Genomic DNA, 24,610 nt, shown 5'->3' on the forward strand with positions numbered 1-24,610 from the left:
GTCTCCACCGCCTCCCCGAGCGGCCCCTGCCTCGGTCAGGCGGCCGGCGGCCGCCACGGCTTGGCGGTCATGTGGGCCGAGTTCAGCGATGGCCCGGGTGGCCATGCCGTCATCATCTCGCGGATGCCCGGCGATGCTTGCTGGTAACACGCTCAGCTACTCAGCGTCAATCCGTAGCGTTCCCGATGCCCTCGCCGGGCGGCCGTGGCTAGCGTCCACCCCGCCGGTGCGCGCGAGCCGTCGCTCAGCGAGCCCCGACCGTACCTCACCCGTCCGTTCCTACATGACCCCGAGAGGGGAAGGACGCCACGTGCTACACGGTCTTTCCAGACGTGCGCTGCGCCTCGTTCTCGCGGCGGCAGTCACCGTATTGCCGGCGTTGGTGACGACCTCCCCGGCCGCCGCTCGGGCCCAGGTAGCCGGATTCGCCGCCTCTTGCCCGACGGTCGGATTCATTTCCGATGCCTTCGGCGGTGCCCGCGACCACGACGGCATCGACATCGCCGCCAACTACGGCACTCCGATCCATGCCGTGGGCGACGGCGAGGTCATCAACTCGGGCCCCGCCGACGGCTACGGCCAGTGGATCCGGATCCTGCACCCCGACGGGACGGTGACCGAGTACGGGCACATGTACCGGCGGGACGTCGCCGTGGGCGAACGGGTCACGGCCGGTCAGCGCATCGCGCTCATGGGTGCCGAGGGCCAGGCCGACGGTCCCCACCTCCACCTGCGGGTGCGACGCGACACCAGCATGAACCACGGCATCGACCCGGTTCCCTACCTCGCGGAACGCGGCGTCACCATACCGTGCACGCCGGGCGAACGCCCCGGGCCTCCGCCGCTCGTGTATCCGGTGGAGTCGGGCCGGGTGGTCTCGGCGCGGTCTGCCGACGGCCGGCTGGAGATCTTCGCGGCCGGGGCCGACGGAGTGCACCACGCCTGGCAGACCCAGGTCAACGGCGGCTGGTCGGAGTGGGAACGGGTGGGCGGCCCCGGTAACGCGCAGCTCGCGATCGCTCCCAATGCCGACGGGCGGCTGGAGGCGTTCGCGGCCAACGGCGATACCGTCCAGCACCGCTACCAGCTGTCGCCGTCCGGCGCCTGGTCGGACTGGGAGAACTTCGGTACCGGCGGAAGCACCGTCGCTGCCGGAGTCAACGCCGACGGCCGTATCGAGGTGTTCGCCTCCGGTCCGGTGGGCGTCTTCCACAGATATCAGACCGCGCCCAACAGCGGTTGGTCGGAGTGGGAGCCCACGGGCGGCGGCCCCGCCGGCAGCCGGGTGAAGATGGAAAAGGCCCCTGACGGCCGGCTCGAGGTATTCGCGCTCAACGGGAACGTCTTCCAGCACCAGTACCAGACCGCCGTCAATGGCAGCTGGTCGCAGTGGGAGGACTTCGGCGGTGGTGGTCATGACGTGACCGTCGACCACAATGCCGATGGCCGTATCGAGGTGTTCGCATCGGGTCCTGTGGGGGTGTTCCACCGGTACCAGACGAGCCCCACCAGCTGGTCGGAGTGGGAGCCCACCCGAGGCCCCGCCAATTCCCGGCTCACGAGCGACCGCACCGCTGACGGGCGCGTCGAAGTCTTCGCGATCAACGGTGAGACCGCCGCGCACATCTGGCAGAACGGCTTGAACGCTTCCTACAGCGACTGGGACAACTTCGGCACCGGCGGAACCGAGATCACGGCCGCCGCCAATGCCGACGGCCGCATCGAGGTCTTCGGCACCAGCCGGGCGGGGGTCCACCACAGGTGGCAGACCGGGTTCAACACCTGGTCGCAATGGTCCTGGGTGAACAGCACCTCCGGTCCCCCCATCACATGACCGGCCACCTGAAAGGGCAGCAGTTGATGTCGATCCTGGGCTCCCGGCGAGCGAGAACGGCTTCGCCGGCCGGAGGCGCTCGCCACCGTACCGTCGTGCCGGGTGCTGGCCACCGCGTCGCCGTGACGGGCGCTTGCCGCCGCATCGTCGTGACGGTGCTGGCTCCCCTGCTCGCCACGGCGGGCCTGGTCATCGGCGCCTCACCGGCACGCGCGGACGCGAGCGACCTGTGCGCCCAAGTCGGCTACAACGCGGGCTGGCGCGGCGAGGCCCTGGAACTCGCCGTCGCCGTCGCGCTGGCCGAGTCGAGCTGCAACCCGTCCGCGTCCAACACGACGGGCAACACCCCCGCGTCGACCGACCGCGGGCTGTGGCAGATCAACAACTACTGGCATGCGGAGGTCGACGACGGCTGCGCCTACGACGCCCAGTGCAACGCAAACGCGGCCTACCGCATCTCCAACGAGGGGAAGAACTGGCAGCCGTGGTCCACGTACGTCATGGGCCACCACCGGCGGCACATGGACGAGGCCCGCGCCGCAGTGGCGCGCCTCGGGCATCCGGGCCCCGGACCCGCGCCGCTCGTGTACCCGGTGGAGTCGGGCCGGGTGGTGTCGGCGCGGTCGGCCGACGGCCGGCTGGAGGCGTTCGCGGCCGGGGCCGACGGGGTGCACCACGCCTGGCAGACCCAGGTCAACGGCGGCTGGTCGGAGTGGGAGCGGCTCGGTGGTCCCGGCAACGCACAGCTCGCGATCGCGTCGAACGCCGACGGACGCCTGGAGGCGTTCGCGATCAACGGCGACGTCGCCCAGCACCGCTATCAGCTCTCCCCGTCCGGCGCCTGGTCGGACTGGGAGGCGTTCGGTACCGGCGGGAGCAGCGTGGCCGCGGGAGTCAACGGCGATGGTCGTATCGAGGTGTTCGCCTCCGGCCCGAAGGGGGTGTTCCACCGGTATCAGGCCGCTCCGAACGGCGGCTGGTCGGAGTGGGAGCCTTCCGGCGGTGGCCCCGAAGGCAGCCGGGTGAAGATGGAGAAGGCCGTCGACGGCCGGCTCGAGGTGTTCGCGCTCAACGGGAGCACGTTCCAGCATCAGTACCAGACGGCTGTCAATGGCAGCTGGTCGCAGTGGGAGGACTTCGGCGGTGGCGGTCATGACGTGACCGTCGACCATAACGCGGATGGCCGTATCGAGGTGTTCGCCTCCGGGCCGGTGGGGGTGTTCCACCGGTACCAGACGAGCCCGACCAGCTGGTCGGGCTGGGAGCCGGCGCACGGTCCTGCGAATTCCCGGCTCACCAGCGATCGCAGCCCCGACGGACGTGTGGAGGTCTTCGCCATCAACGGTGAGACCGCCGCGCACATCTGGCAGAAGGGCGTGAACGCCCCTTATGCCGACTGGGAGAACTTCGGAACCGGCGGCACCGAGATCAGCGCCACGGCCAATGCCGACGGCCGCATCGAGGTCTTCGGGACCAGCCAGGCCGGGGTCCACCACAGGTGGCAGACCGGCTTCAGCACCTGGTCCGAATGGGCCTGGCTCAACAGCACTTCCGGCCCGCCCGTCAAGTGACCCGACACCCGCGGCCGGCCGGGGCGGCGACGCCCGGCCGGCCGCGGCACCCCCTGCGGGAGGACCCATGCATCCGATCAGCAGACGCCGTCTGCTCCAGGGCTGCGCCGCGGCGGGCGCACTCGCAGTGCCGGGAGTCGTGGGCGGTGCCGTCGCCACCGCCGCGCCGCCCCCGCCCCACCAGTGGATCGGCGCGGGGCCCTTCACACACGTCCACGATCCGTCCACCCCCGGAGTACGGCGCTACCTGAACGACCACACGCTGATCAAGGCGGCCGGCCGGTGGCACCTGTTCAGCATCGTCGGTGCCGGTGCGCCTTCCGGCCAAGCCCCCGACAGCGCCGCCGAGGTCTCTTTCGCCCACGCCTCCGCCCCGGATCCGTACGGACCGTGGACCACGCACGCCGACGCGCTGACCGCCGACCCGGCCTACTTCGGGGAGGAGCACCTGTGGGCGCCGCACGTCATCGAGGCGGGCGGCACGTACTGGATGTTCTACGCCGCCGGCGGCCGGAGCGGTGCCGCGATCAACCTCGCCACCTCGACCGACCTGTTCACCTGGACGCGGATCCCGACCGGCCCGCTCTTCCGGGGGCGCGTGGCGCGCGACCCGATGGTGGTGAGGATCGCCGGGCAGTGGGTGATGTACTACACCGAACTGTCCGGCCAGGACGGCCAGGACGGTGGGGACGGCCAGTCCGGTGGGGACGGCCAGTCCGGCCGGCACGTGGTGGCCTTCCGGCGCTCCGGCGACCTGTTGCACTGGACCGAACCGGGAATCGCGTTCACCGACGCGACCACCGCCGCGACGGTATCGGTCACCGAGTCGCCCTTCGTCGTCGAGCGGGACGGCTGGTACTACCTGCTCATCGGGCCCCGCAACGGCTACGACGGCACAGACGTGTTCGCGTCCCGGAACCCGTTCTCCTTCGGCCTCGGCGGTTACGCGGGCCACGTGCCCGGTCACGCGGCCGAGGCGGTCACCGACGGACAGGAGTGGTACGGGAGTGCCGCGGGCTGGTTCCACCGGGGTCTCTCCCTCGCCCCCTTGCAGTGGCGGGACACACCACCGCCCTGGCAGAGCGTCGACAACCCCGCCGCCGGACTCGATGCCGACGGCCGGCTGACCGTGTTCGCGCTGGACGCGAGCGACCGTTCGATGCTGCGACGCGTCCAGCTCGACCCGCAGGCCGACGCGTGGTCGCCGTGGGAGCCGTTCGGCGGGCCGGCCGGGGCGGTTCCCACGCTCGGCCGCAACGCCGACGGCAGGCTGGAGGTGTTCTCCCTCGCCCCGGGCGGCGCCGGCCTGCACCACCGGGTGCAGCGGCCGGACGGCAGCTGGCACGACTGGGAGGAGTTCGGCGGCCCGGCAGGCGCAGCCCCCGCCGTCGCCCGCAACGCCGACGGCGGACTGGAGGTCTTCGCACTCGCCCCGGGCGGCACCGCCATCGCCCAGCGACGGCAGACCTCACCTGGATCGCTGACCTGGGACGCGTGGGACGGCGGCTTCGGCGGGCCCGCGGGTGCACCGCCCGTCGTCACCGCCAACGCCGACGGGCGGTTGGAAGTCTTCGCCCTCGCGCCCGGTGGCGCCGGCATCTACCACCGGTGGCAGGAGACACCCAACGGTGCCTGGGCGCAGTGGAGCCGCTTCGGCACCGCGGCCGGCACCGCGCCGCGCGTGGCACGCGACGGCAGCGGCAGGCTCATCGTCGCCGCGACGGCTCCGTCCGGTGTGGCGACGTTCTCCCGGCGCCAGACCGTGCCGAGCGGAGGCTGGGACGCCTGGCAACCGATGTTCGGCTGGACCGCCACCGCCCCGGCGCTCGTCACCGGCGCCGACGGCAGGCTCGACGCCTTCGCCCTGTCTCCCGGCGGCGCCCGGCTCAGCCACCGCCGGCAGGCCACCCCCGGCGGCGGCTGGGACCCTGCTGACGACTTCGGCGAGCAGGGCGTCCAGCTGGCCGCCCTGCCCACGGCCACGACCGATGCCACCGGACGGATCCACGTCTTCGCCGTCACCGCCCAAGGACGGATACGCACCCGCGTACAGGCCCGGCCCGGCAGCGGCTGGCTCCCGTGGACCGCATTCGGCGACCGCACGGTCGCGCCCGTTCCGTCGGGCAGTCCGGCCTACTGAGCTTGAACTCGCTACGAAACGGTCACGTTCCCGGCGCTCGGGCCCGGACACCTCACACGTATCGCGGTCAGCCGACCACTCCGGCTGATGCCTGCAAGGCGTCCAAGCGAACGGCACTCTCCTCGGCATGTGCCGGACCTACCGCGGGGCCGAACCTCAGGGCCGGCGCATAGGGTACTGGCTGCACCCTGCCGCCACTGGTCAAGGCAGCAGCCCGGCCCAGGCGGCGACGGTACCCGGCGAAAAGCCGGCCGCGCCCGGTCACGGCGGAATGCCGTGACCGGACGCGGCCGGCCGCCTGGTCCACTCCGCCCGCAGGGGTCAGAGGGCCGGACGGTGGTTGAGGAGCGTGTTCCGTTTCATACGATTCTGATGACCGCCGTCGGGCACCGCACGGCGGCCTCCTCCACCGCTGCGCGCTGTTCTTCGCCCGGGGCGGCATCGAGCAGGATCACCGTGCCGTCCTCGTCGTTCTGGTCGAACACGTCGGGGGCGAGGAGCACACAGGTGCCCGCGCCGCAGCACAGGTCCTCGTCGATCTCGATCCTCATCACGGCCGCCCCCTCACCAGCGCACCGGCAGTTCGAGGACGCCGTACGTGACCATCATCTCGCGGGTGCCGACCTCCTCCGCCGGGACGGCGAGCTCCAGGCGGGGGAAGCGGCGCAGCAGCGATTCGTAGCCGATGCCGAGTTCGAGGCGGGCCAGGTGGTGACCCATGCACTGGTGCGGGCCGCTGCCGAAGGCGACGTGCCGGGTCGCGCCGCGACGGATGTCGAGGCTGTCGGGGTTGTCGAAGCCGAGCGGGTCACGGTTGGCGGCGGGGAGCGACACCGTGACGACCTCGCCCTTGCGGATCGGCTGCCCCTCGAACTCGAAGTCCTCGGCGGCGACCCGGATCGGGCCGATCTGCACGACGCTGAGGTAGCGCAGCAGCTCTTCGACGGCGTCGTCCATCAGGGACCAGTCGGCGCGCAGGGCGGCCAGCTGGCCGGGGTGGCGCAGCAGGGCGTACGTGCCCAGCGCCAGCATGTTGGTGGTGGTCTCCAGCCCCGCGATGAGCAGGACGATCGTGATGCCGAGCAGTTCCTCGTCGGTCAGGTCGGTCTCGACGGTGAGCCTGCCGAGGATGTCCGGGCCCGGGTCCTTCCGCGCGGCCGCGATGAGGGCGTTCAGCATGCCGCCGAGCCCCATCATCGACTGCTGCATCTCCTCTCCACTGCTGGAGAGGCTGAAGAGGACGTCGACATGACGCCCGAACTGCGACCGGTCCGCCTCCGGCAGCCCGAGCAGCTCCGACGTCACCAGGGTGGGCAGCGGCTTGGCGAATGCCTGCACCAGGTCGACGGGCCCGCCCGCGCTCTCCATCTCGTCCAGCAGGCGGTCCGTCATTTCCTGGATCCGCGGCCGGAGTTCCCGCACCCGCCGGATGGTGAAGTGCTTGCTCAGCAGACGGCGGTAACGGGTGTGGTCCGGCGGGTCCATGTTGACGAACATGCCCGGGGGGAGGGCGTCGGTGCTCAGCTCGGAGCCCGGCACCTTCACCGGGGAGCGCTTCCCGGCCGGCAGGGAGCTGAACCGGGTGTCGCCCAGCACGCTCCGCGCGGCCTGCAGACCGGTGACCAGGCGGCCGACGTGCCCGTCGGGGTAGCGCAACGGGGTGACCGGGCACTCCTCGCGCGCTTCGGTGAAGGGCGCGGGCGGGTCGAAGGGGCAGCCGGAGGGGCGCGCCGTGGGAAAAGGCCGGGCTAAGCGATTTTCGGCTTCTCTTGATTGCGTCATGAGCGAAGAGACCTCTTCGTCAGAGGAAAATGCGAGGGAATCTATACGGCCGATAACCCTCCCACGGCTGTCCCTAGGGTTCTCCTTAGTGATGCGCCCGGGCCGCCGGCCTTCACGTATGCCGTCCGTTTGGGATTCCCCTAGACCTCATCGGCTGCAGCGCCGGAAGGCGGCCGCGGGAACGAAACTGGGGCCACCCCGCCACATGCTGCGGCCGGTCGAGCCGTCGAGCCGTCGAGTTGTCGCGCCATCGACCGTCGAGCCGATCGCACGCATCGCGGGCCGGGGTGGTGCCTTTTCGTTCTCTGTGTGGGTGGGTGGAGCGCAATATGGTCGAGTCCGGGCTCAACGGATCGGGCGGATCGGGGAATCGCGCCGGTTCGGCGGTCAGGACCGATGACATAGCTGTCATCGGTCTTGCCTGCCGGCTGCCCGGAGCCGCCGATCCGGCCGCCTTCTGGCGGCTGCTCAGCGAGGGAGCGGACGCGATCACCGATGTCCCCCCGGACCGGTGGGACGGGGCCGCGGTGGCCGACGCCGACCCGGCCGTACCGGGCAGGACCGACATCCGCCGCGGCGGATTCCTCGACCGCATCGGCCACTTCGACGCCGGGTTCTTCGGGCTTTCCCCCAAGGAAGCCGCCGCCATGGACCCGCAGCAGCGGCTCGTGCTGGAACTGGCCTGGGAAGCGCTGGAGGACGCGCACGTGCGCGCCGGGACGCTGCGCTCCACCCGGACCGGAATCTTCGTCGGTGCCATCTGGGACGACTACGCGACCCTGCACCACCGCTCCGGGCTCACCGCCATCTCCCCGCACACCGTCACCGGTCTGCACCGCAGCATCATCGCCAACCGGGTCTCGTACTTCCTCGGCCTGAACGGCCCGAGCATGACCGTGGACTCCGGCCAGTCCTCCTCCCTGGTCTCCGTCCACCTGGCCTGCGAGAGCCTCCGCAAGGGCGAGTCGACGATCGCCCTCGCGGGCGGCGTGAACCTCAACATCGTCCCCGAAAGCACCCTGGGCGCCGCCAAGTTCGGCGGCCTCTCCCCGGACGGCCGGTGCTTCACCTTCGACGCCCGCGCGAACGGCTACGTACGCGGCGAGGGCGGCGGCATCGTCGTCCTCAAGCCGCTGGCCCGGGCCGTCGCGGACGGCGACCCGGTCTACTGCGTGATCCGCGGCAGCGCCGTCAACAACGACGGCGGCGGCGACGGCCTGACCGTGCCCCTGCAGTCCGGACAGGAACAGGTGCTCCGCCTCGCCTACGAGCGGGCCGGAGTCGACCCCGCCCACGTCGGCTACGTGGAACTGCACGGCACCGGCACCAAGGTCGGCGACCCGATCGAGGCGGCCGCGCTCGGCGCGGTGCTAGGCACCGGCGCCGGACGCGACCCCGAGCGGCCGCTGCGGGTCGGCTCGGCCAAGACCAACGTCGGCCACCTGGAGGGCGCCGCCGGCATCACCGGCCTGCTCAAGGCAGCCCTGGCGCTCCGCCACCGCGAACTGCCCGCCAGCCTCAACTTCGAGACCCCGAACCCGGCGATCCCGCTGACCCGGCTGAACCTCCGGGTACAGACCGAGCACGCCGCGTGGGACGACGCCCAGGACGACCGCCCGCTGCTCGCCGGAGTCAGCTCGTTCGGCATGGGCGGCACCAACTGCCACATCGTGCTGGCGGAACACCGCGCCGGTGCGGAGGCGGGTACCGATACGGAAGCGGGTACGGGAACGGAGGCGAGCACAGGGACGGCGGCGAGCACAGGGACGGCGACGACTCCGACGCTGTGGCCGCTGTCCGCCAAGACCGCCTCCGGGCTGCGTGCCCAGGCCGCCGCCCTGCTCTCGCACGCCGAGGCGCACCCCGGCCTCGCCCTGCCCGACGTCGGCCGGTCACTGGCCACCGGCCGCACCGCGTTCGAACACCGGGCCGGCATCGTGGGCGAGGACCGCGACGACTTCCTGCGCGCCCTGCGCGAGCTGTCCACCGGCGGCATCGACGCCGCCCTGACCACGGGCCGCACCCGCCCGCGCGGCAAGCTCGCCTTCCTCTTCTCCGGCCAGGGCAGCCAGCGCGCCGCCATGGGCCGTGAACTGGCCGAGGCATTCCCGCAGTTCGCCGCCGCGCTGGACGAGGTGTGCGCACACTTCGACCCCCGGCTGCCGCGGCCGCTGCGCGAGGTGATGTTCGCACCCGAGGGCTCCGCGGAAGCGGCCGAACTCGACCGGACCCTCTACACCCAGACCTCGCTGTTCGCGGTCGAGGTCGCCCTGTTCCGGCTGCTGGAGAGCTGGGGCATCACCCCCGACGTGCTGATGGGCCACTCCGTCGGCGAACTCGCCGCCGCACACGTGGCCGGCGTCCTCTCGCTCGCCGACGCCTGCGCCCTGGTCGCCGCGCGCGGCCGCCTGATGCAGGCGCTTCCCGCCGGCGGCGCCATGGTCGCGATCCAGGCCGCGGAGGACGAGGTCCGCGCCCGCATCGGCGACCGCACGGACCGCGTGAGCATCGCCGCGCTGAACGGCCCGGACTCCGTCGTCGTCTCCGGCGACGAGGACCTCGTCACCGAGATCGCCGACGCCTTCGCGGCCCTGGGCCGCAAGACCAGCCGGCTGCGGGTCAGCCACGCCTTCCACTCCCCGCACATGGAACCCATGCTGGCGGAGTTCCGCCGCGTGGCCGAAGACCTGGCCTTCGACGCCCCGCGCATCCCGATCGTCTCCAACGTGACGGGCCGGCTGTCCGCCGAAGGGGAGTACGAGGGGAGCACGGCCGACTACTGGGTCCGCCACGTCCGTGACGCGGTCCGGTTCGCCGACGGCGTCGCCCGCCTCGACGAGCAGGGCGTCCGCACCTACCTGGAGCTCGGCCCCGGTGGTGTACTGACCTCCATGGCCCGCACCGGTGCCGACGGCGACGCCCTGTTCGTGCCCGCCCTGCGCGCCCGCCGTCCCGAGGCCCACGCCCTGCTGGCGGCGGTCGCCTCGCTGCACGTCCACGGCGTGGAACCGGACTGGACCGCCCTGTTCGACGGGCGGGGCGCACGGCGTAAGGTCGCGCTCCCCACCTACGCGTTCGAACGGCAGCGGTACTGGCTGGACGGCGCCACCACGCCCTCCGCCCCCGCCTCCGCCGACGCCTCCTGCGCGCCTGCCGCCCCGCACCGGGAAGCGACCGCCGGGACTGCGAGCGAGCCGGTGGGAGCCCTGGCCCAGCGGCTGGCCGGCCTGCCCGGGTCCGAGCGCGACGAAGCGGTGCTCGACCTGGTCCGCGCACACATCGCCGCCGTCCTCGGACACGCCGAAGCCGGCCGGGTCCAGGCCGAGTGGACCTTCAAGGACCTCGGCTTCGACTCGCTCAGCTCGGTGGAACTGCGCAACCAGCTCAGCGAGGCCACCGGGCTGCGCCTGCCCAGCGGACTGCTCTTCGACCACCCGACCCCTGCCGCCCTCGCCCGCCACCTCGGCGCGGAATCCCTGGGCGAGGGCGCGGCGGTCGCCCTGTCCGGGACCGTTGCCGACCCCGACGAGCCCATCGCCATCGTGGCCATGAGCTGCCGGCTCCCCGGCGGCGTGCGCTCCCCGGAGGAGCTGTGGCGGCTCGTCGCCTCCGGCGGCGACGCCGTCTCGGGATTCCCGGCGGACCGCGGCTGGGACGTCGAAGCGCTCTACGACCCGGAGCCCGGCACCCCCGGCAAGTCCTCGACGCGGCAGGGCGGCTTCCTCCACGAGGCGGCCGAGTTCGACGCAGGCTTCTTCGGCATCAGCCCCCGCGAGGCCGCCGCGATCGACCCGCAGCAGCGGCTGGTCCTGGAGACCGCGTGGGAAGCCTTCGAACGCGCCGGCATCGACCCGGCCACGCTCCGCGGGAGCCGGGCGGGCGTGTTCATCGGCGCGACGGCACAGGACTACGGCCCCCGGCTGCACGAGCCGGTCGACGGCATCGAGGGCTACCTGCTGACCGGCACGACGACCAGCGTCGCCTCGGGCCGCGTGGCCTACTCGTTCGGCCTGGAGGGCCCGGCGGTCACGGTGGACACGGCGTGCTCGTCGTCCCTGGTCGCCCTGCACCTGGCCATCCAGTCGCTGCGGAGCGGCGAGTGCACGATGGCCCTGGCCGGCGGCGTCACCGTGATGTCCACGCCCGGCATGTTCGTGGAGTTCAGCCGTCAGCGCGGCCTGTCGGCGGACGGCCGCTGCAAGGCGTTCGCGGCCGGCGCGGACGGCACCGGCTGGGCCGAGGGCGTCGGCATGCTGCTGGTGGAGCGGCTCAGCGACGCCGAGCGCAACGGCCACCAGGTGCTGGCGGTCGTGCGGGGCAGCGCGGTCAACCAGGACGGCGCCTCGAACGGACTCACGGCGCCGAACGGCCCTTCGCAGCAGCGGGTGATCCGGCAGGCCCTGGCCTCGGCCGGACTCGCGCCGGGCGACGTCGACGCGGTGGAGGCGCACGGTACGGGCACGCGGCTCGGCGACCCCATCGAGGCCGAGGCGCTCATCGCCGCCTACGGCCAGGGGCGGGACGGCGACCGGCCGCTGTGGCTGGGCTCCCTGAAGTCCAACATCGGCCACACCCAGGCCGCGGCAGGCGTGGCAGGCGTGATCAAGATGGTCATGGCGATGCAGCACGGCGTGCTGCCGCAGACCCTGCACGTCGACGAGCCGACCCCGCACGTGGACTGGTCGGCGAGTGGCGTACGGCTGCTGACCGAGGCGGTGGAGTGGCCCGCGGGCGACCTGCCGCGCCGGGCCGCGGTGTCCTCGTTCGGCATCAGCGGCACCAACGCACACGTCATCGTCGAGCAGGCCGCGACGAGCGACGCGCCCGCCCGCGAGGCGACCGTTGCCGGGCCGGTCCCGTGGGTGCTGTCGGCTAAGAACGATGCGGCGTTGCGGGACCAGGCGGGCCGGCTGCTGTCCTTCCTGGACACGGAGGGTGCCGAGGTCCGGCCGGCCGATGTGGCGTTCTCACTGGCCACGTCGCGTGCGGTGCTGGAGCGTCGCGCGGTGGTCGTGGGTGAGGACCTCGCCGGCTTCCGGCGGGGCCTGGAGGCACTGACCTCGGGTGCTGCTCCGGTGGGCGGCGCCCTCGGGGGCAAGGCCGGGTTCCTGTTCTCGGGTCAGGGATCGCAGCGGATCGGGATGGGGCGTGAGCTGTACGAGGCTTACCCCGTCTTTGCCGCGGCGTACGACGAGGTGTGTGCCCTGCTGGACGCGCCGGTGGACATCGAGTCGGAGGAGCTGCACCAGACAGGGTCGACGCAGCCTGCGTTGTTCGCGATCGAGGTGGCGCTGTTCCGGCTGCTGGAGTCGTGGGGGATCCGGCCGGATTACGTGGCCGGTCACTCCGTAGGCGAGATTGCGGCCGCTCATGTGGCGGGTGTGCTGTCGCTCGCCGATGCGGCGAAGCTGGTGTCGGCGCGCGCTGCGCTGATGCAGGCGCTGCCTTCCGGTGGCGCGATGCTGGCGGTCCAGGCGACCGAGGAAGAAGTACTCCCGCATCTCACCGAGCAGGTGGGCATTGCGGCGATCAACGGTCCGCAGTCCGTGGTGGTCTCCGGCGTCGAGGACGCGGTCACCGCGATTGCCGAGGTCTTCAAGCAGCAGGGCCGTAAGACGTCCCGGCTGAAGGTCAGCCACGCCTTCCACTCGCCGCTGATGGACCCGATGCTGGCCGACTTCGCCGAGGTCGTGGGTGGTCTGTCCTTCAGCGAGCCGCGGATCCCGGTGGTCTCCAACCTGACCGGCCGCCTGGCCGAGCCGTACACGCCGGAGTACTGGGTCCGGCACGTCCGCGAAGCGGTGCGCTTCGCCGATGGTGTGCAGACCCTGCACGACCTGGGCGTGACGACGTTCGTGGAGATCGGTCCGGGCGGCGTGCTGAGCGCCCTCGCCCAGGGCTGCCTGGACGACGAAGCCGTCGTCACGGTCCCCGCACTCCGTGCCGACCGTCCCGAGCCGGAGGCGATCACCCTCGCCCTCGGACAGCTGCACACCCACGGCGTCTCCCCGGACTGGCAGGCGCTCTTCCCCGGCGCCCGCCGCGTCGACCTGCCCACGTACGCCTTCCAGCGCGAGCGCTACTGGCTCGATGCGCCCCGAACGGCCGCCGCCGGCGCCCCGGAGGCGCTGGACGCCGAGTTCTGGGACTCGGTCGAGAGCGAGGACCGTTCCTCGCTCGGCGCGCTCCTGGGCCTGGAGCCCGCCGAACTGGACGTGGTGGCACCCAAGCTGTCCGCCTGGCGCCGGCAGCGCCGCGAGCAGTCCACCGCCGACGGCTGGCGCTACCGGATCACCTGGCAGCCGCTCGGTGACATCGGAGGTGCCGCTCCGTCGGGCATCTGGCTCTACGTGGTCCCCGAGGAGACCGCATGGACCGCGGCGATCCGCACCGGCCTGACGGAACTCGGCGTCGACCTCGTCCCGTTCGTCGTGGACGAGGACGCCGACCGCGACTCCCTGGCCCGGTCCCTGGCCGACGCCGGGTACGGGGAAGCCGCAGGCATCGTGTTCGCCGCGGCAGGGGCTGAAGCACGGGCCGAGCCGGGAACGGACGCCCTCCAGCGGCTCGTCCTGCTCCTCCAGGCTCTCGGCGACGCCGGGATCGAGGCCCCCGTGTGGTGCTTGACCAGCGGCGCGGTGTCGACCGGCACCTCCGACCCGCTCACCGACCCCGCATCCGCCCGGATCTGGGGCCTGGGCCGCGTCGTCGCCCTGGAGCAGCCGCAGCGCTGGGGCGGGCTCGTCGACCTGCCCGCCGCACTCGACACCCGCTCGCTGGAGCGGCTGGCCCGCCTGCTGACCCAGGCCGACGAGGACCAGCTCGCCGTGCGCGCCTCCGGCGTGTCCGGCCGCCGCCTCGTCCGCGCGCCGCAGAGCGCCGCACCGGTGGACGCCCCCTGGTCGCCGCGCGGCACCGTGCTCGTGACCGGCGGCACCGGTGCGCTCGGCGGGCACCTGGCCCGCTGGCTCGCCGCCGCCGGAGCCGAACACCTGCTGCTCACCAGCCGCCGGGGCCCCGACGCTCCGGGCGCCGCCGAACTCAAGGCGGAGCTGGAGGAACTGGGCGCCCGGGTCACCGTCGCCGCATGCGACGCGGCCGACCGGACCGCGCTCGCCGAGCTGCTCGACCGGCACACCGTGAACGCCGTGATGCACACCGCGGGCGTACTCGACGACGGCTTGGTCGAATCGCTCACGCCGGAGCGGCTGCACCACGTGTTGCGTCCCAAGGCGGACGCCGCGCTCCACCTGCACGAGCTCACGCAGGACAGCCGTCACGACCTCGACGCCTTCGTGATGTTCTCCTCGATGACCGGTGTCTGGGGCAACGGCGGCCAGGGCGCCTACGGTGCCGCGAACGCCTTCCTCGACGCCCTCGCCGAGCAGCGCCGTGCGCAGGGCCTGCCCGCGCTCGCCGTCGCGTGGGGATCCTGGGCGGACGGCGGCATGGCCGACGGCGCCGCCGGCGACCACCTGCGGCGGCGCGGCGTCCGGGCGATCGCGGCCCTTCCCGCGATCTCCGTGCTGCACGGCGCGCTGACCCACGGCGAGACCTCCGTGACCGTCGCGGACGTCGACTGGGACCGCTTCGTCCCCGCCTTCGCCGGCACCCGTCCCTGCCCGCTGCTGCAGGGTGTGCCCGAGGCCCGCAAGGTCCTCGAAGCAGGTGCCCGGGCCGCGCAGAGCACCGATGTGCCCGCGTCCGCGCTGGGCCGGCGTCTCCTGGGCGGTACGCCGGGGGAGCAGGACCGCCTCCTGCTGGACCTGGTCCGCGAGCAGGCCGCCGCGGTGCTCGGTCACACGGGCAAGGGCGCCTTCGAGGCCGACCGGACGTTCCGCGAGACCGGCTTCGACTCGCTCACCGCCGTCGAGCTGCGCCACAGGCTCAGCACGGCCACCGGCCTCAAGCTGCCCACCACCCTGGTCTTCGACCACCCGACCCCGACCGCCCTCGCCCGCCACCTGCGCGAGGAACTCCTCGGCCGGCACGGGCTGGACGCGGAAGCCGCGCGGGCGACGGCCGCCGCCGCGACCGACGAGCCCCTCGCGATCGTCAGCATGAGCTGCCGCTTCCCGGGCGGCGTCCAGTCGCCGGAGGACCTGTGGGAGCTGCTGCGCTCCGGCCGGGACGCGGTGTCCGGCTTCCCCACCGACCGCGGCTGGGACATCGACTCGCTCTACGACCCCGACCCCGACCGGTCCGGCAGGACGTACGCGCGTGAGGGCGGCTTCATCCAGGGCGCCGACCGCTTCGACGCCGCCCTCTTCGGGATCTCGCCGCGCGAGGCGCTGGCCATGGACCCGCAGCAGCGCCTGCTGCTGGAGACCGCGTGGGAGGCCTTCGAACGCGCCGGCATCGCCCCCGCGTCCGTCCGCGCCAGCCGCACCGGCGTCTTCATCGGCACCAACGGCCAGGACTACGCCAACGGGCTGCGCAACGCACCCGAGGAGATCGAGGGGTACGCGCTCACCGGTAAGGCGGCGTCGGTCGTCTCCGGCCGCATCTCCTACACGTTCGGCCTGGAGGGCCCGGCGGTCACGGTCGACACGGCCTGCTCGTCCTCGCTCGTGGCCCTCCACCTCGCCGCGCAGGCGCTGCGGAGCGGCGAGTGCACCATGGCCCTGGTCGGCGGCGTGACCGTCATGACCACGCCGGACCTCTTCGTGGAGTTCAGCCGTCAGCGCGGCCTGTCGGCGGACGGCCGCTGCAAGGCGTTCGCGGCCGGGGCCGACGGCACCGGTTGGGGCGAAGGCGTCGGCCTGCTGCTGGTGGAGCGGTTGTCCGACGCTCAGCGCCACGGACATCAGGTGCTGGCGGTCGTGCGGGGCTCCGCCGTCAACCAGGACGGCGCGTCCAACGGCCTGACCGCGCCCAACGGTCCCTCGCAGCAGCGCGTCATCCGGCAGGCCCTGGCCTCGGCCGGACTCACGCCGGCCGACGTGGGCGCCGTCGAGGCGCACGGCACGGGCACCAAGCTGGGCGACCCGATCGAGGCCCAGGCGCTCCTGGCGACGTACGGCCAGGAGCACTCCGGCGACCGGCCCGTGTGGCTGGGCTCGGTCAAGTCCAACATCGGTCACACGCAGGCTGCGGCAGGTGTCGCCGGTGTGATCAAGATGGTCCTGGCGATGCAGCACGGCATGCTGCCGCAGACGCTGCACGTGGACGAGCCGACCGCGCACGTGGACTGGTCGGCGGGTGCGGTGCGGCTGCTGACCGAGGCGGTGGAGTGGCCCGCGGGCGAGCTGCCGCGCCGGGCCGCGGTGTCGTCCTTCGGCATCGGCGGCACCAACGCGCACACGATCATCGAGGAGGCGCCCGCGGAGGCCGCGGCCGAGCCGGCCGGGGAACACCGCCCGGTGCCCGTGCCGTGGGTGCTGTCGGCGAAGAGCGAGGCGGCGCTGCGGGCCCAGGCCGAGCGTCTGCTGGCCTACGCGGCCGACGACGTGTCACCGGTCGACGCCGGATTCTCGTCGGCCACGACGCGATCGGCGCTCGACCACCGGGCTGCGGTGGTCGGCACCGACGCGGCCGAACTGCGGGCGGGCCTGGAGGCCCTGGCGGCGGGCGAGCCGGTGGCCAACGTCGTTGCGGGGCGCGCGCACCCGGCGGACAAGGTCGGGTTCCTGTTCTCGGGTCAGGGGTCGCAGCGGCTCGGGATGGGGCGTGAGTTGTACGCGGCGTACCCGGTGTTCGCTGCCGCCTACGACGAGGTGTGTGCGCTGCTGGATGCGCCGGTGGATGTGGATGCGGAAACGCTTCACCAGACCGGGTGCACCCAGCCTGCGCTGTTCGCTGTCGAGGTGGCGCTGTTCCGGCTCCTCGAATCGTGGGGTGTGCGGCCGGATTACGTGGCCGGTCACTCGGTCGGTGAGATCGCTGCGGCTCATGTGGCGGGTGTGCTGTCGCTCGCCGATGCGGCGAAGCTGGTGTCGGCACGTGCCGCGCTGATGCAGGCGCTGCCTGCGGGCGGTGCGATGGTGGCGGTCCAGGCGACCGAGGAGGAAGTTCTCCCGCACCTGACCGAACAGGTCGGCATCGCGGCCGTCAACGGCCCGCGGTCCGTGGTGGTCTCCGGTGCGGAGGACGCTGCCGTCGCGATCGGTGAGATCTTTGCCGGTCAGGGTCGCAAGACGTCGCGGCTGAAGGTGAGTCATGCCTTCCATTCGCCGTTGATGGACCCGATGCTGGAGGACTTCGCCGCGGTCGTCCGCGGTCTCACCTTCGGCGAGCCGCGGATTCCGGTGGTCTCCAACCTCACGGGCGGCCTGGCCGAGCCGTACACCCCCGAGTACTGGGTCCGCCACGTCCGCGAAGCGGTCCGTTTCGCCGATGGTGTGCAGACCCTGCACGACCTGGGCGTGACGACGTTCGTGGAGATCGGCCCCGGCGGCGTCCTCAGCGCCCTCACCCAGGGCTGCCTCGACGGCGAAGGCGACGACATCGTCACCGTCCCCGTCCTCCGCGCCGACCGCCCCGAGCCGCAGGCGATCACCACCGCGTACGCCCAGCTGCACGTCCGCGGCGTCGACGTGGACTGGCACGCCTTCTTCCCCGGCGCCCGGCGCATCGCCCTGCCCACGTACGCCTTCCAGCGCGAGCGCTACTGGCTCGACGCCCCGGCCTCCGCGGGTGACATGCGTGCGGTGGGCCAGGGCGAGGCCGGCCACCCGCTGCTCGGCGCCGCCGTGCCGCTGGCCGGTGGCGACGGGCACCTGCTCACCGGGCGGCTCTCGGCGCACACGCACCCGTGGCTGGTGGACCACGCCGTGAACGGGGTCGCTCTGCTGCCGGGAACCGCCTTCGTCGAGCTGGCGATCACCGCTGCCGACGCCGTGGGCTGCGACCTGCTGGAAGAGCTGACGCTGGAGACCCCGCTGCTCGTGCCCGGGCGCGGCGGCGTCGCCCTGCAGGTGCGCGTCGGCGCCGACGACGGCACCGGCCGCAGGCCGCTGACCGTGCACTCGCGGAACGACGACGAGGACGCGTACGCCCACGAGGACGAGTCCGAGCGGGCGTGGGTCCGGCACGCGTCCGGCTTCCTGGCCGTCGCCCCGGGCCTGGTGGAGGGTTCGCTCGCCGCATGGCCGCCCGCGGGCGCCGAGCCGGTCGACGTCGACGGCTTCTACGACCGCCTCGCGGGCATGGCGCTGGACTACGGCCCCGTCTTCCAGGGGCTGCGTGCCGCGTGGCGGAGCGGGGACGACTTCTTCGCCGAGGTGGAACTGCCCGGCGCCGAGCGGACGGACGCGGGCGCGTACGGCCTGCACCCCGCACTGTTCGACGCGGCCCTGCACACCGTCTGGCTGGGGGCGGTCGAGCCCGAGGCCGGAACGGGGAACGGGTTGCTGCCGTTCGCCTGGAGCGGCGTGCACCTGGCGGCCGCCGGCGCCTCCGCCCTCCGGGTGAAGGTCTCGCGCGCCGGCACCGGCACCTCCACGGTGTCGCTGGTGCTGGCCGACGGCACCGGCGAGCCGGTCGCACGGATCGACTCCCTGACGCTGCGCCCGGTCCCCGCCGACCAGCTGCGCGCCGGTGCCGGTGGCGACGACTCGCTCTTCGGCCTGGAGTGGACACCGGTCAGCCTGCCGGCCGCGCCGGACGGCATGAGGATCGAGACGTACGAGGACCTCGCCGCGCTGCGGGCCGCGGGCGCGCTGCCGGACGCCGGCACCGACGCCGTGGTCGTGCCCTGCCCGACCGGGGCCGCTGCGGACACCGCCACCCGGGTCCGCGAGGTCGGCAACGCCGTGCTGGAGCTGGTGCAGTGGTGGCTGGCCGAGGAACGCTCGTCGCGGCTGGTGCTCGTGATGCGTACGGGAGACCTCGCCCAGTCGGCGGTCCGCGGGCTGGTGCGCTCGGCACAGAGCGAGAACCCCGACCGCATTGTGCTGGTCGAGACCGATGCCGATGCCGATGCCGGCGCCGAGGCGGGCGCCGATGCCGGTAGTGGTGACGACGACGCCGGTCCTGCCCGGGTGATGCCCGGCCTGATCGCCTCCGGCGAGCCGCAGGCCGCGGTGCGCGCGGGCGAGGTCCTGGTGCCGAGGCTGGTCCGCACCGCCGCGTCGGACGCGGAGACGGAGCTCCCGGATCTCGGTTCCGGCACCGTCCTGCTGACCGGCGCGTCGGGCGGGCTGGGCGGGCTGTTCGCCCGGCACCTGGTCGCCGAGCACGACGTTCGCAGCCTGCTGCTCGTCAGCCGCCGCGGCGGGGACGCACCCGGTGCGGCCGAGCTCGCCGCCGACCTGACCGCGCAGGGCGCCGAGGTCACCTGGGCCGCCTGCGACGTGGCCGACCGCGACGCCGTCCGCGAACTCCTGGCCGGGCGGAGCCTGTCCGCGATCATCCACACCGCCGGCGTCCTGGACGACGGAATCGTCGCTTCGCTGACGCCCGAGCGGCTGGACGGCGTGTTCCGCCCCAAGGTGGACGCGGCGCTGAACCTGCACGAAGTGGCCGGTGAGCTGACCGGCGACCTGTCCGCGTTCGTGCTCTTCTCCTCCGTGGCGGGCACCCTCGGCACGCCGGGCCAGGGGAACTACGCCGCCGCCAACACGTTCCTCGACGCCCTCGCCGAGCACCGCCGTGCCCAGGGCCTGCCCGCCACCTCGCTGGCGTGGGGCCTGTGGGCGCAGGACAGCGAGAGCGCGATGACCGGCAGCCTCGACCACACCGATCTCACGCGCATCAAGCGCATGGGCCTCGCCGCGATCCCGCCGGCGGACGGCCTGCGGATGTTCGACGCGGCCCTGGCCACCGGGCGGGCGGCCGTCGTCCCGATCCGGCTCGACACCTCCGCCTTCCGCGACGGACAGGGACAGCCCGTACCGGCGGTTCTCCGCGGCATGGTCAGGGTCGCGCCGGTCCGGCGCACGGCATCGGCGGCGCAGGCCGCGCCGAAGGGATCGCTGGGTCGGCGGCTGGCCGGGCTGCCGGAGGCCGAGCGCGAGCAGGTGGTGCTGGACCTGGTCCGTACCGAGGTCGCCACCGTCCTCGGGCACGCCGGCGCACAGGCCGTCGGCGCGGACGACTCGTTCAAGGACATCGGGTTCGATTCGCTGACCGCCGTCGAACTGCGCAACCGTCTCAACGCGGCCGTCGGCATGCGCCTGCCCGCCACACTGATCTTCGACTACCCGAACCCGCTCACCCTCGCCCGCTTCCTCACCGCCGAAGCCGCCGGCCCCGGCGAGGCGGCGGCCGCGCCGGCGACCGTCGCCACGGCCACCGGCGCGGCGGACGAGCCGATCGCGATCGTGGGCATGGCCTGCCGCTACCCCGGTGGCGTGCAGTCGCCCGAAGACCTGTGGCAGCTGGTGTTCTCCGGCCGCGACGCGGTGTCGGGCTTCCCCGAGGACCGCGGCTGGGACGTCGAGAAGCTCTACGACCCGAACCCCGACCAGTGGGGCACCAGCTACACCCGGGAAGGCGGCTTCCTGCACGACGCGGCGGACTTCGACGCCGAGTTCTTCGGGATCTCGCCGCGTGAGGCGCTGGCGATGGACCCGCAGCAGCGGCTGCTGCTGGAGACGTCGTGGGAGGCGTTCGAGCGGGCCGGCATCGACCCGGCCTCGGTGCGGGGCAGCAGGACCGGTGTCTTCGCCGGCGTGATGTACCACGACTACGGCGGCCGCGTGCACACCTCGCCGGCCGGCCTCGAGGGCTACCTCGTCAACGGCAGCGCGGGCAGCGTCGCTTCAGGGCGCGTCTCGTACACCTTCGGTCTCGAAGGCCCGGCGGTCACGGTCGACACGGCGTGCTCGTCGTCCCTGGTGGCGCTGCACCTGGCGACCCAGGCCCTGAGGAGCGGCGAGTGCTCGATGGCCCTCGTCGGCGGTGTCACGGTGATGGCCGGTCCGTCCGTGTTCGTGGAGTTCAGCCGTCAGCGCGGCCTGTCGGCCGACGGCCGGTGCAAGGCCTTCGGGGCCGGTGCGGACGGTACGGGCTGGGCCGAGGGCGCGGGCATGCTGCTCGTGGAGCGGCTATCCGATGCCCGGCGCAACGGGCACCAGGTGCTGGCGGTGGTCCGCGGTACTGCGGTGAACCAGGACGGTGCGTCCAACGGTCTGACCGCCCCGAACGGTCCGGCACAGCAGAGGGTGATCCGGCAGGCGCTCGCGAACGCCGGTGTGTCCTCGGGCCAGGTCGACGCGGTCGAAGCGCACGGTACGGGTACGAAGCTGGGCGACCCGATCGAGGCGCAGGCGCTGCTCGCCACGTACGGCCAGGAGCGGGACGGTGGCCGGCCGCTGTGGCTGGGGTCGCTGAAGTCCAATATCGGTCACGCGCAGGCGGCTGCGGGTGTCGGTGGCGTGATCAAGATGGTGATGGCGATGCAGCACGGTGTGCTGCCGCGGACGCTGCACGTGGACGAGCCGACGCCGCACGTCGACTGGTCGGCGGGTGAGGTGCGGCTGCTCACGGAGGCGGTGGAGTGGCCTGAGGGCGACGCGCCGCGGCGAGCGGCAGTCTCCTCGTTCGGTGTGAGCGGAACGAATGCGCACGTGATCGTCGAGCAGGCGCCTGCCACGACCGCGCCGTCGCCGACGCCTTCTTCGGACGCGGCCCCGGAAGCGGTGGTGCCGTGGGTGCTGTCGGCGAAGAGCGAGGCCGCGCTGCGCGACCAGGCGGACCGGCTGCTGTCGTTCATGGACGCCGAGGGCGCCGGGGTCCGGCCGGGGGATGTCGGCTTCTCACTGGCCACGTCGCGCGCGGCGCTGGAGCGCCGTGCGGTGGTCGTGGGCGGTGACCTCGTGGAGTTCCGGCGGGGGCTGGAAGCGGTTGCAACCGGTGCTGACGCGGTGAGTGGTCCTGTCGGGGGCAAGGTCGGGTTCTTGTTCTCGGGTCAGGGGTCGCAGCGGCTGGGGATGGGGCGCGAGTTGTACGCGGCGTATCCGGTGTTCGCTGCCGCCTACGACGAGGTGTGTGCGCTGCTGGATGCGCCGGTGGACGTCGAGTCGGAGGAGCTGCACCAGACAGGTTCGACGCAGCCCGCACTGTTCGCGGTCGAGGTGGCGCTGTTCCGGCTGCTGGAGTCGTGGGGTGTGCGGCCGGATTACGTGGCCGGTCACTCGGTTGGTGAGATCGCTGCGGCTCATGTGGCGGGTGTGCTGTCGCTCGCCGATGCGGCGAAGTTGGTGTCGGCGCGTGCTGCCCTGATGCAGGCGCTGCCCTCCGGTGGCGCGATGGTGGCGGTCCAGGCGACCGAGGAGGAAGTTCTCCCGCACCTGACCGAACAGGTCGGCATCGCGGCCGTCAACGGCCCGCGGTCCGTGGTGGTCTCCGGTGCGGAGGACGCTGTCGTCGCGATCGGTGAGATCTTTGCCGGTCAGGGTCGCAAGACGTCGCGGCTGAAGGTGAGTCATGCCTTCCATTCGCCGCTGATGGACCCGATGCTGGAGGACTTTGCCGCGGTCGTCCGCGGTCTCACCTTCGGCGAGCCGCGGATCCCGGTGGTCTCCAACCTCACGGGCAGCCTGGCCGAGCCGTACACCCCCGAGTACTGGGTCCGTCACGTCCGCGAGGCGGTCCGCTTCGCCGATGGTGTGCAGACCCTGCACGACCTGGGCGTGACGACGTTCGTGGAGATCGGCCCCGGCGGCGTCCTCAGCGCCCTCACCCAGGGCTGCCTCGACGGCGAAGGCGACGACATCGTCACCGTCCCCGCCCTGCGCGCCGACCGCCCCGAGCCGCACGCGATCGTCACTGCTGTCGGCCGGCTGCACACGCACGGCGTCTCCCCGGACTGGCAGGCGCTCTTCCCGGGTGCCCGCCGCGTCGACCTGCCCACGTACGCGTTCCAGCGCGAGCGCTACTGGCTTGACGTACCCCAGGCCCCCGGTGACGTCCGGGCGGCCGGTCTGGGGGCGGCGGACCACCCGCTGCTCGGTGCCGCGATCGCGACCGCCGGCAGCGACGGGTTCCTGCTCACCGGGCTGCTCTCCCTCGAAAGCCACCCGTGGCTCTCCGACCACGCAGTGAACGGGACTGTTCTGCTGCCCGGCACCGCTTTCGTCGAGCTCGCGGTCCGGGCGGGCGACGAAGCCGGCTGCGGATGGATCGAAGACCTCACGCTGGAACTGCCCCTGGTCGTGCCCGAGCGCGGCGGCGTCACCCTTCAGGTGGCGCTCGGCTCGGAGGACGAGTCCGGCCGGCGCCAACTGAGCGTGCACTCGCGCGTCGAAGACGGTTCCTGGGTGCGGCACGCGACGGGTGTGCTGTCCTCGGCCGAGGCGCCGCCCGCTGCGGACGTCGGCGCCTGGCCGCCCGTACACGCGGAGGCCGTCGATCTGACCGCGTTCTACGCGGACCTGGCTGCTGCGGGCCTGGAGTACGGCCCGGTCTTCCAGGGCCTGCGGTCGGTGTGGCGCAGCGGGGACGACGTCCTCGCCGAGGTCGCCCTGCCCGAGGGCACGGAAGCGGGCACGTTTGCTCTGCACCCGGCGCTGCTGGACGCTGCTCTGCACGCCCTGGCCGCCGGTGGGCTGGTCTCGCTGGACGACGGGCCGGTCCTGCCGTTCGCATGGTCCGGTGTCGCTCTGCAGGCGGCCGGTGCGGCCATGGTGCGGGTGAAGCTGTCGCGGACGGGCACCGGTTCGGTGACGCTCGCCGTGGTCGACGGCGCCGGTGATCCGGTGGCCTCGGTCGAGTCGTTGTCGCTGCGTGCCGTATCGGCGGAGCAACTGCGCGGGGCCGGTGACGGCGACCGGCTGTTCGGGGTGGAGTGGACGCCGTTCACGCTGCCCGCCGCGTCCGACTCCGACGCGCTGGTGATCGAGTCCTTCGCGGACTTCGACGCACTGCGGGAGCCGGAACCGGACGGGGCACAGGCACCGGACGTCGTCGCCGTTCCGTGCCCGACCGGGGCCGGCGTGGACACGGCAAACCGGGTCCGCGAGGTCGGCAACGCCGTGCTGGAGCTGGTGCAGTGGTGGCTGGCGGAGGAGCGTCCGGCGCGACTGGCGCTGGTGACCCGTCCCGGCGACCTGGCTCACGCTGCCGTGTGGGGGCTCGTACGGTCCGCGCAGTCGGAGAACCCGGACCGCATCGTGCTCGTGGAGGCCGAGGACGTCGAGACGGCGATGCGCGTGCTGCCTGCCGCGGTCGCTTCCGGTGAGCCGCAGTTCGCGGTGCGGGGCCAGGACGTGTTCGTGCCGCGCCTGGAGAAGGCCACCGGGACGGACGCCGGCACGCCGGACTTCGGCGCCGGCCCCGTCCTGCTGACCGGTGCGTCCGGTGCGCTGGGCGGGCTCGTCGCCCGGCACCTGGTCGCCGCCC

Annotated in this window: 6 protein-coding genes; 4 read left to right on the forward strand and 2 right to left on the reverse strand. The window is 73.0% G+C overall.

Annotation, left to right across the window (positions count from 1 at the left end; translation table 11 throughout):
- Window positions 1–310 precede the first annotated feature (310 nt).
- From V7793_RS13740 to V7793_RS13750, 3 genes are all read left to right on the forward strand, one after another.
- A complete protein-coding gene (locus V7793_RS13740; protein WP_336006278.1) occupies window positions 311–1,834 on the forward strand; it encodes a peptidoglycan DD-metalloendopeptidase family protein in 1,524 nt (507 codons plus the stop codon).
- Between the two features lie 95 nt (window positions 1,835–1,929).
- The gene (locus V7793_RS13745) at window positions 1,930–3,405 is read left to right on the forward strand and encodes a hypothetical protein (RefSeq protein WP_336006266.1); all 1,476 of its coding nucleotides are present in this window, start codon (window positions 1,930–1,932) and stop codon (window positions 3,403–3,405) included.
- A gap of 67 nt (window positions 3,406–3,472) precedes the next feature.
- The gene (locus tag V7793_RS13750) at window positions 3,473–5,545 is read left to right on the forward strand and encodes a family 43 glycosylhydrolase (RefSeq protein WP_336006269.1); all 2,073 of its coding nucleotides are present in this window, start codon (window positions 3,473–3,475) and stop codon (window positions 5,543–5,545) included.
- A 359-nt stretch (window positions 5,546–5,904) separates the two neighbouring features.
- Here V7793_RS13750 and V7793_RS13755 read toward each other — a convergent pair whose 3' ends face one another.
- Together V7793_RS13755 and V7793_RS13760 are read right to left on the reverse strand one after the other, a co-directional pair.
- Window positions 5,905–6,096 carry a ferredoxin gene (locus tag V7793_RS13755; RefSeq protein ID WP_336006272.1) on the reverse strand — a complete coding sequence of 64 codons (192 nt, stop codon included), beginning with the start codon at window positions 6,094–6,096 and terminating at the stop codon, window positions 5,905–5,907.
- Between the two features lie 13 nt (window positions 6,097–6,109).
- Window positions 6,110–7,327: a cytochrome P450 gene (locus V7793_RS13760; protein WP_336006274.1), complete on the reverse strand. Its 1,218-nt coding sequence runs from the start codon at window positions 7,325–7,327 to the stop codon at window positions 6,110–6,112.
- A 329-nt stretch (window positions 7,328–7,656) separates the two neighbouring features.
- On the opposite strand from V7793_RS13760, the gene V7793_RS13765 reads away from it, so the two are divergent.
- Window positions 7,657–24,610, forward strand: a 16,954-nt coding sequence (locus V7793_RS13765) for a type I polyketide synthase (RefSeq protein ID WP_336006275.1), incomplete at its 3' end; no start/stop codon positions are given.

The sequence above is a fragment of the Streptomyces sp. KLMMK genome (assembly GCF_036961605.1).
Lineage (GTDB): Bacteria > Actinomycetota > Actinomycetes > Streptomycetales > Streptomycetaceae > Streptomyces > Streptomyces telluris.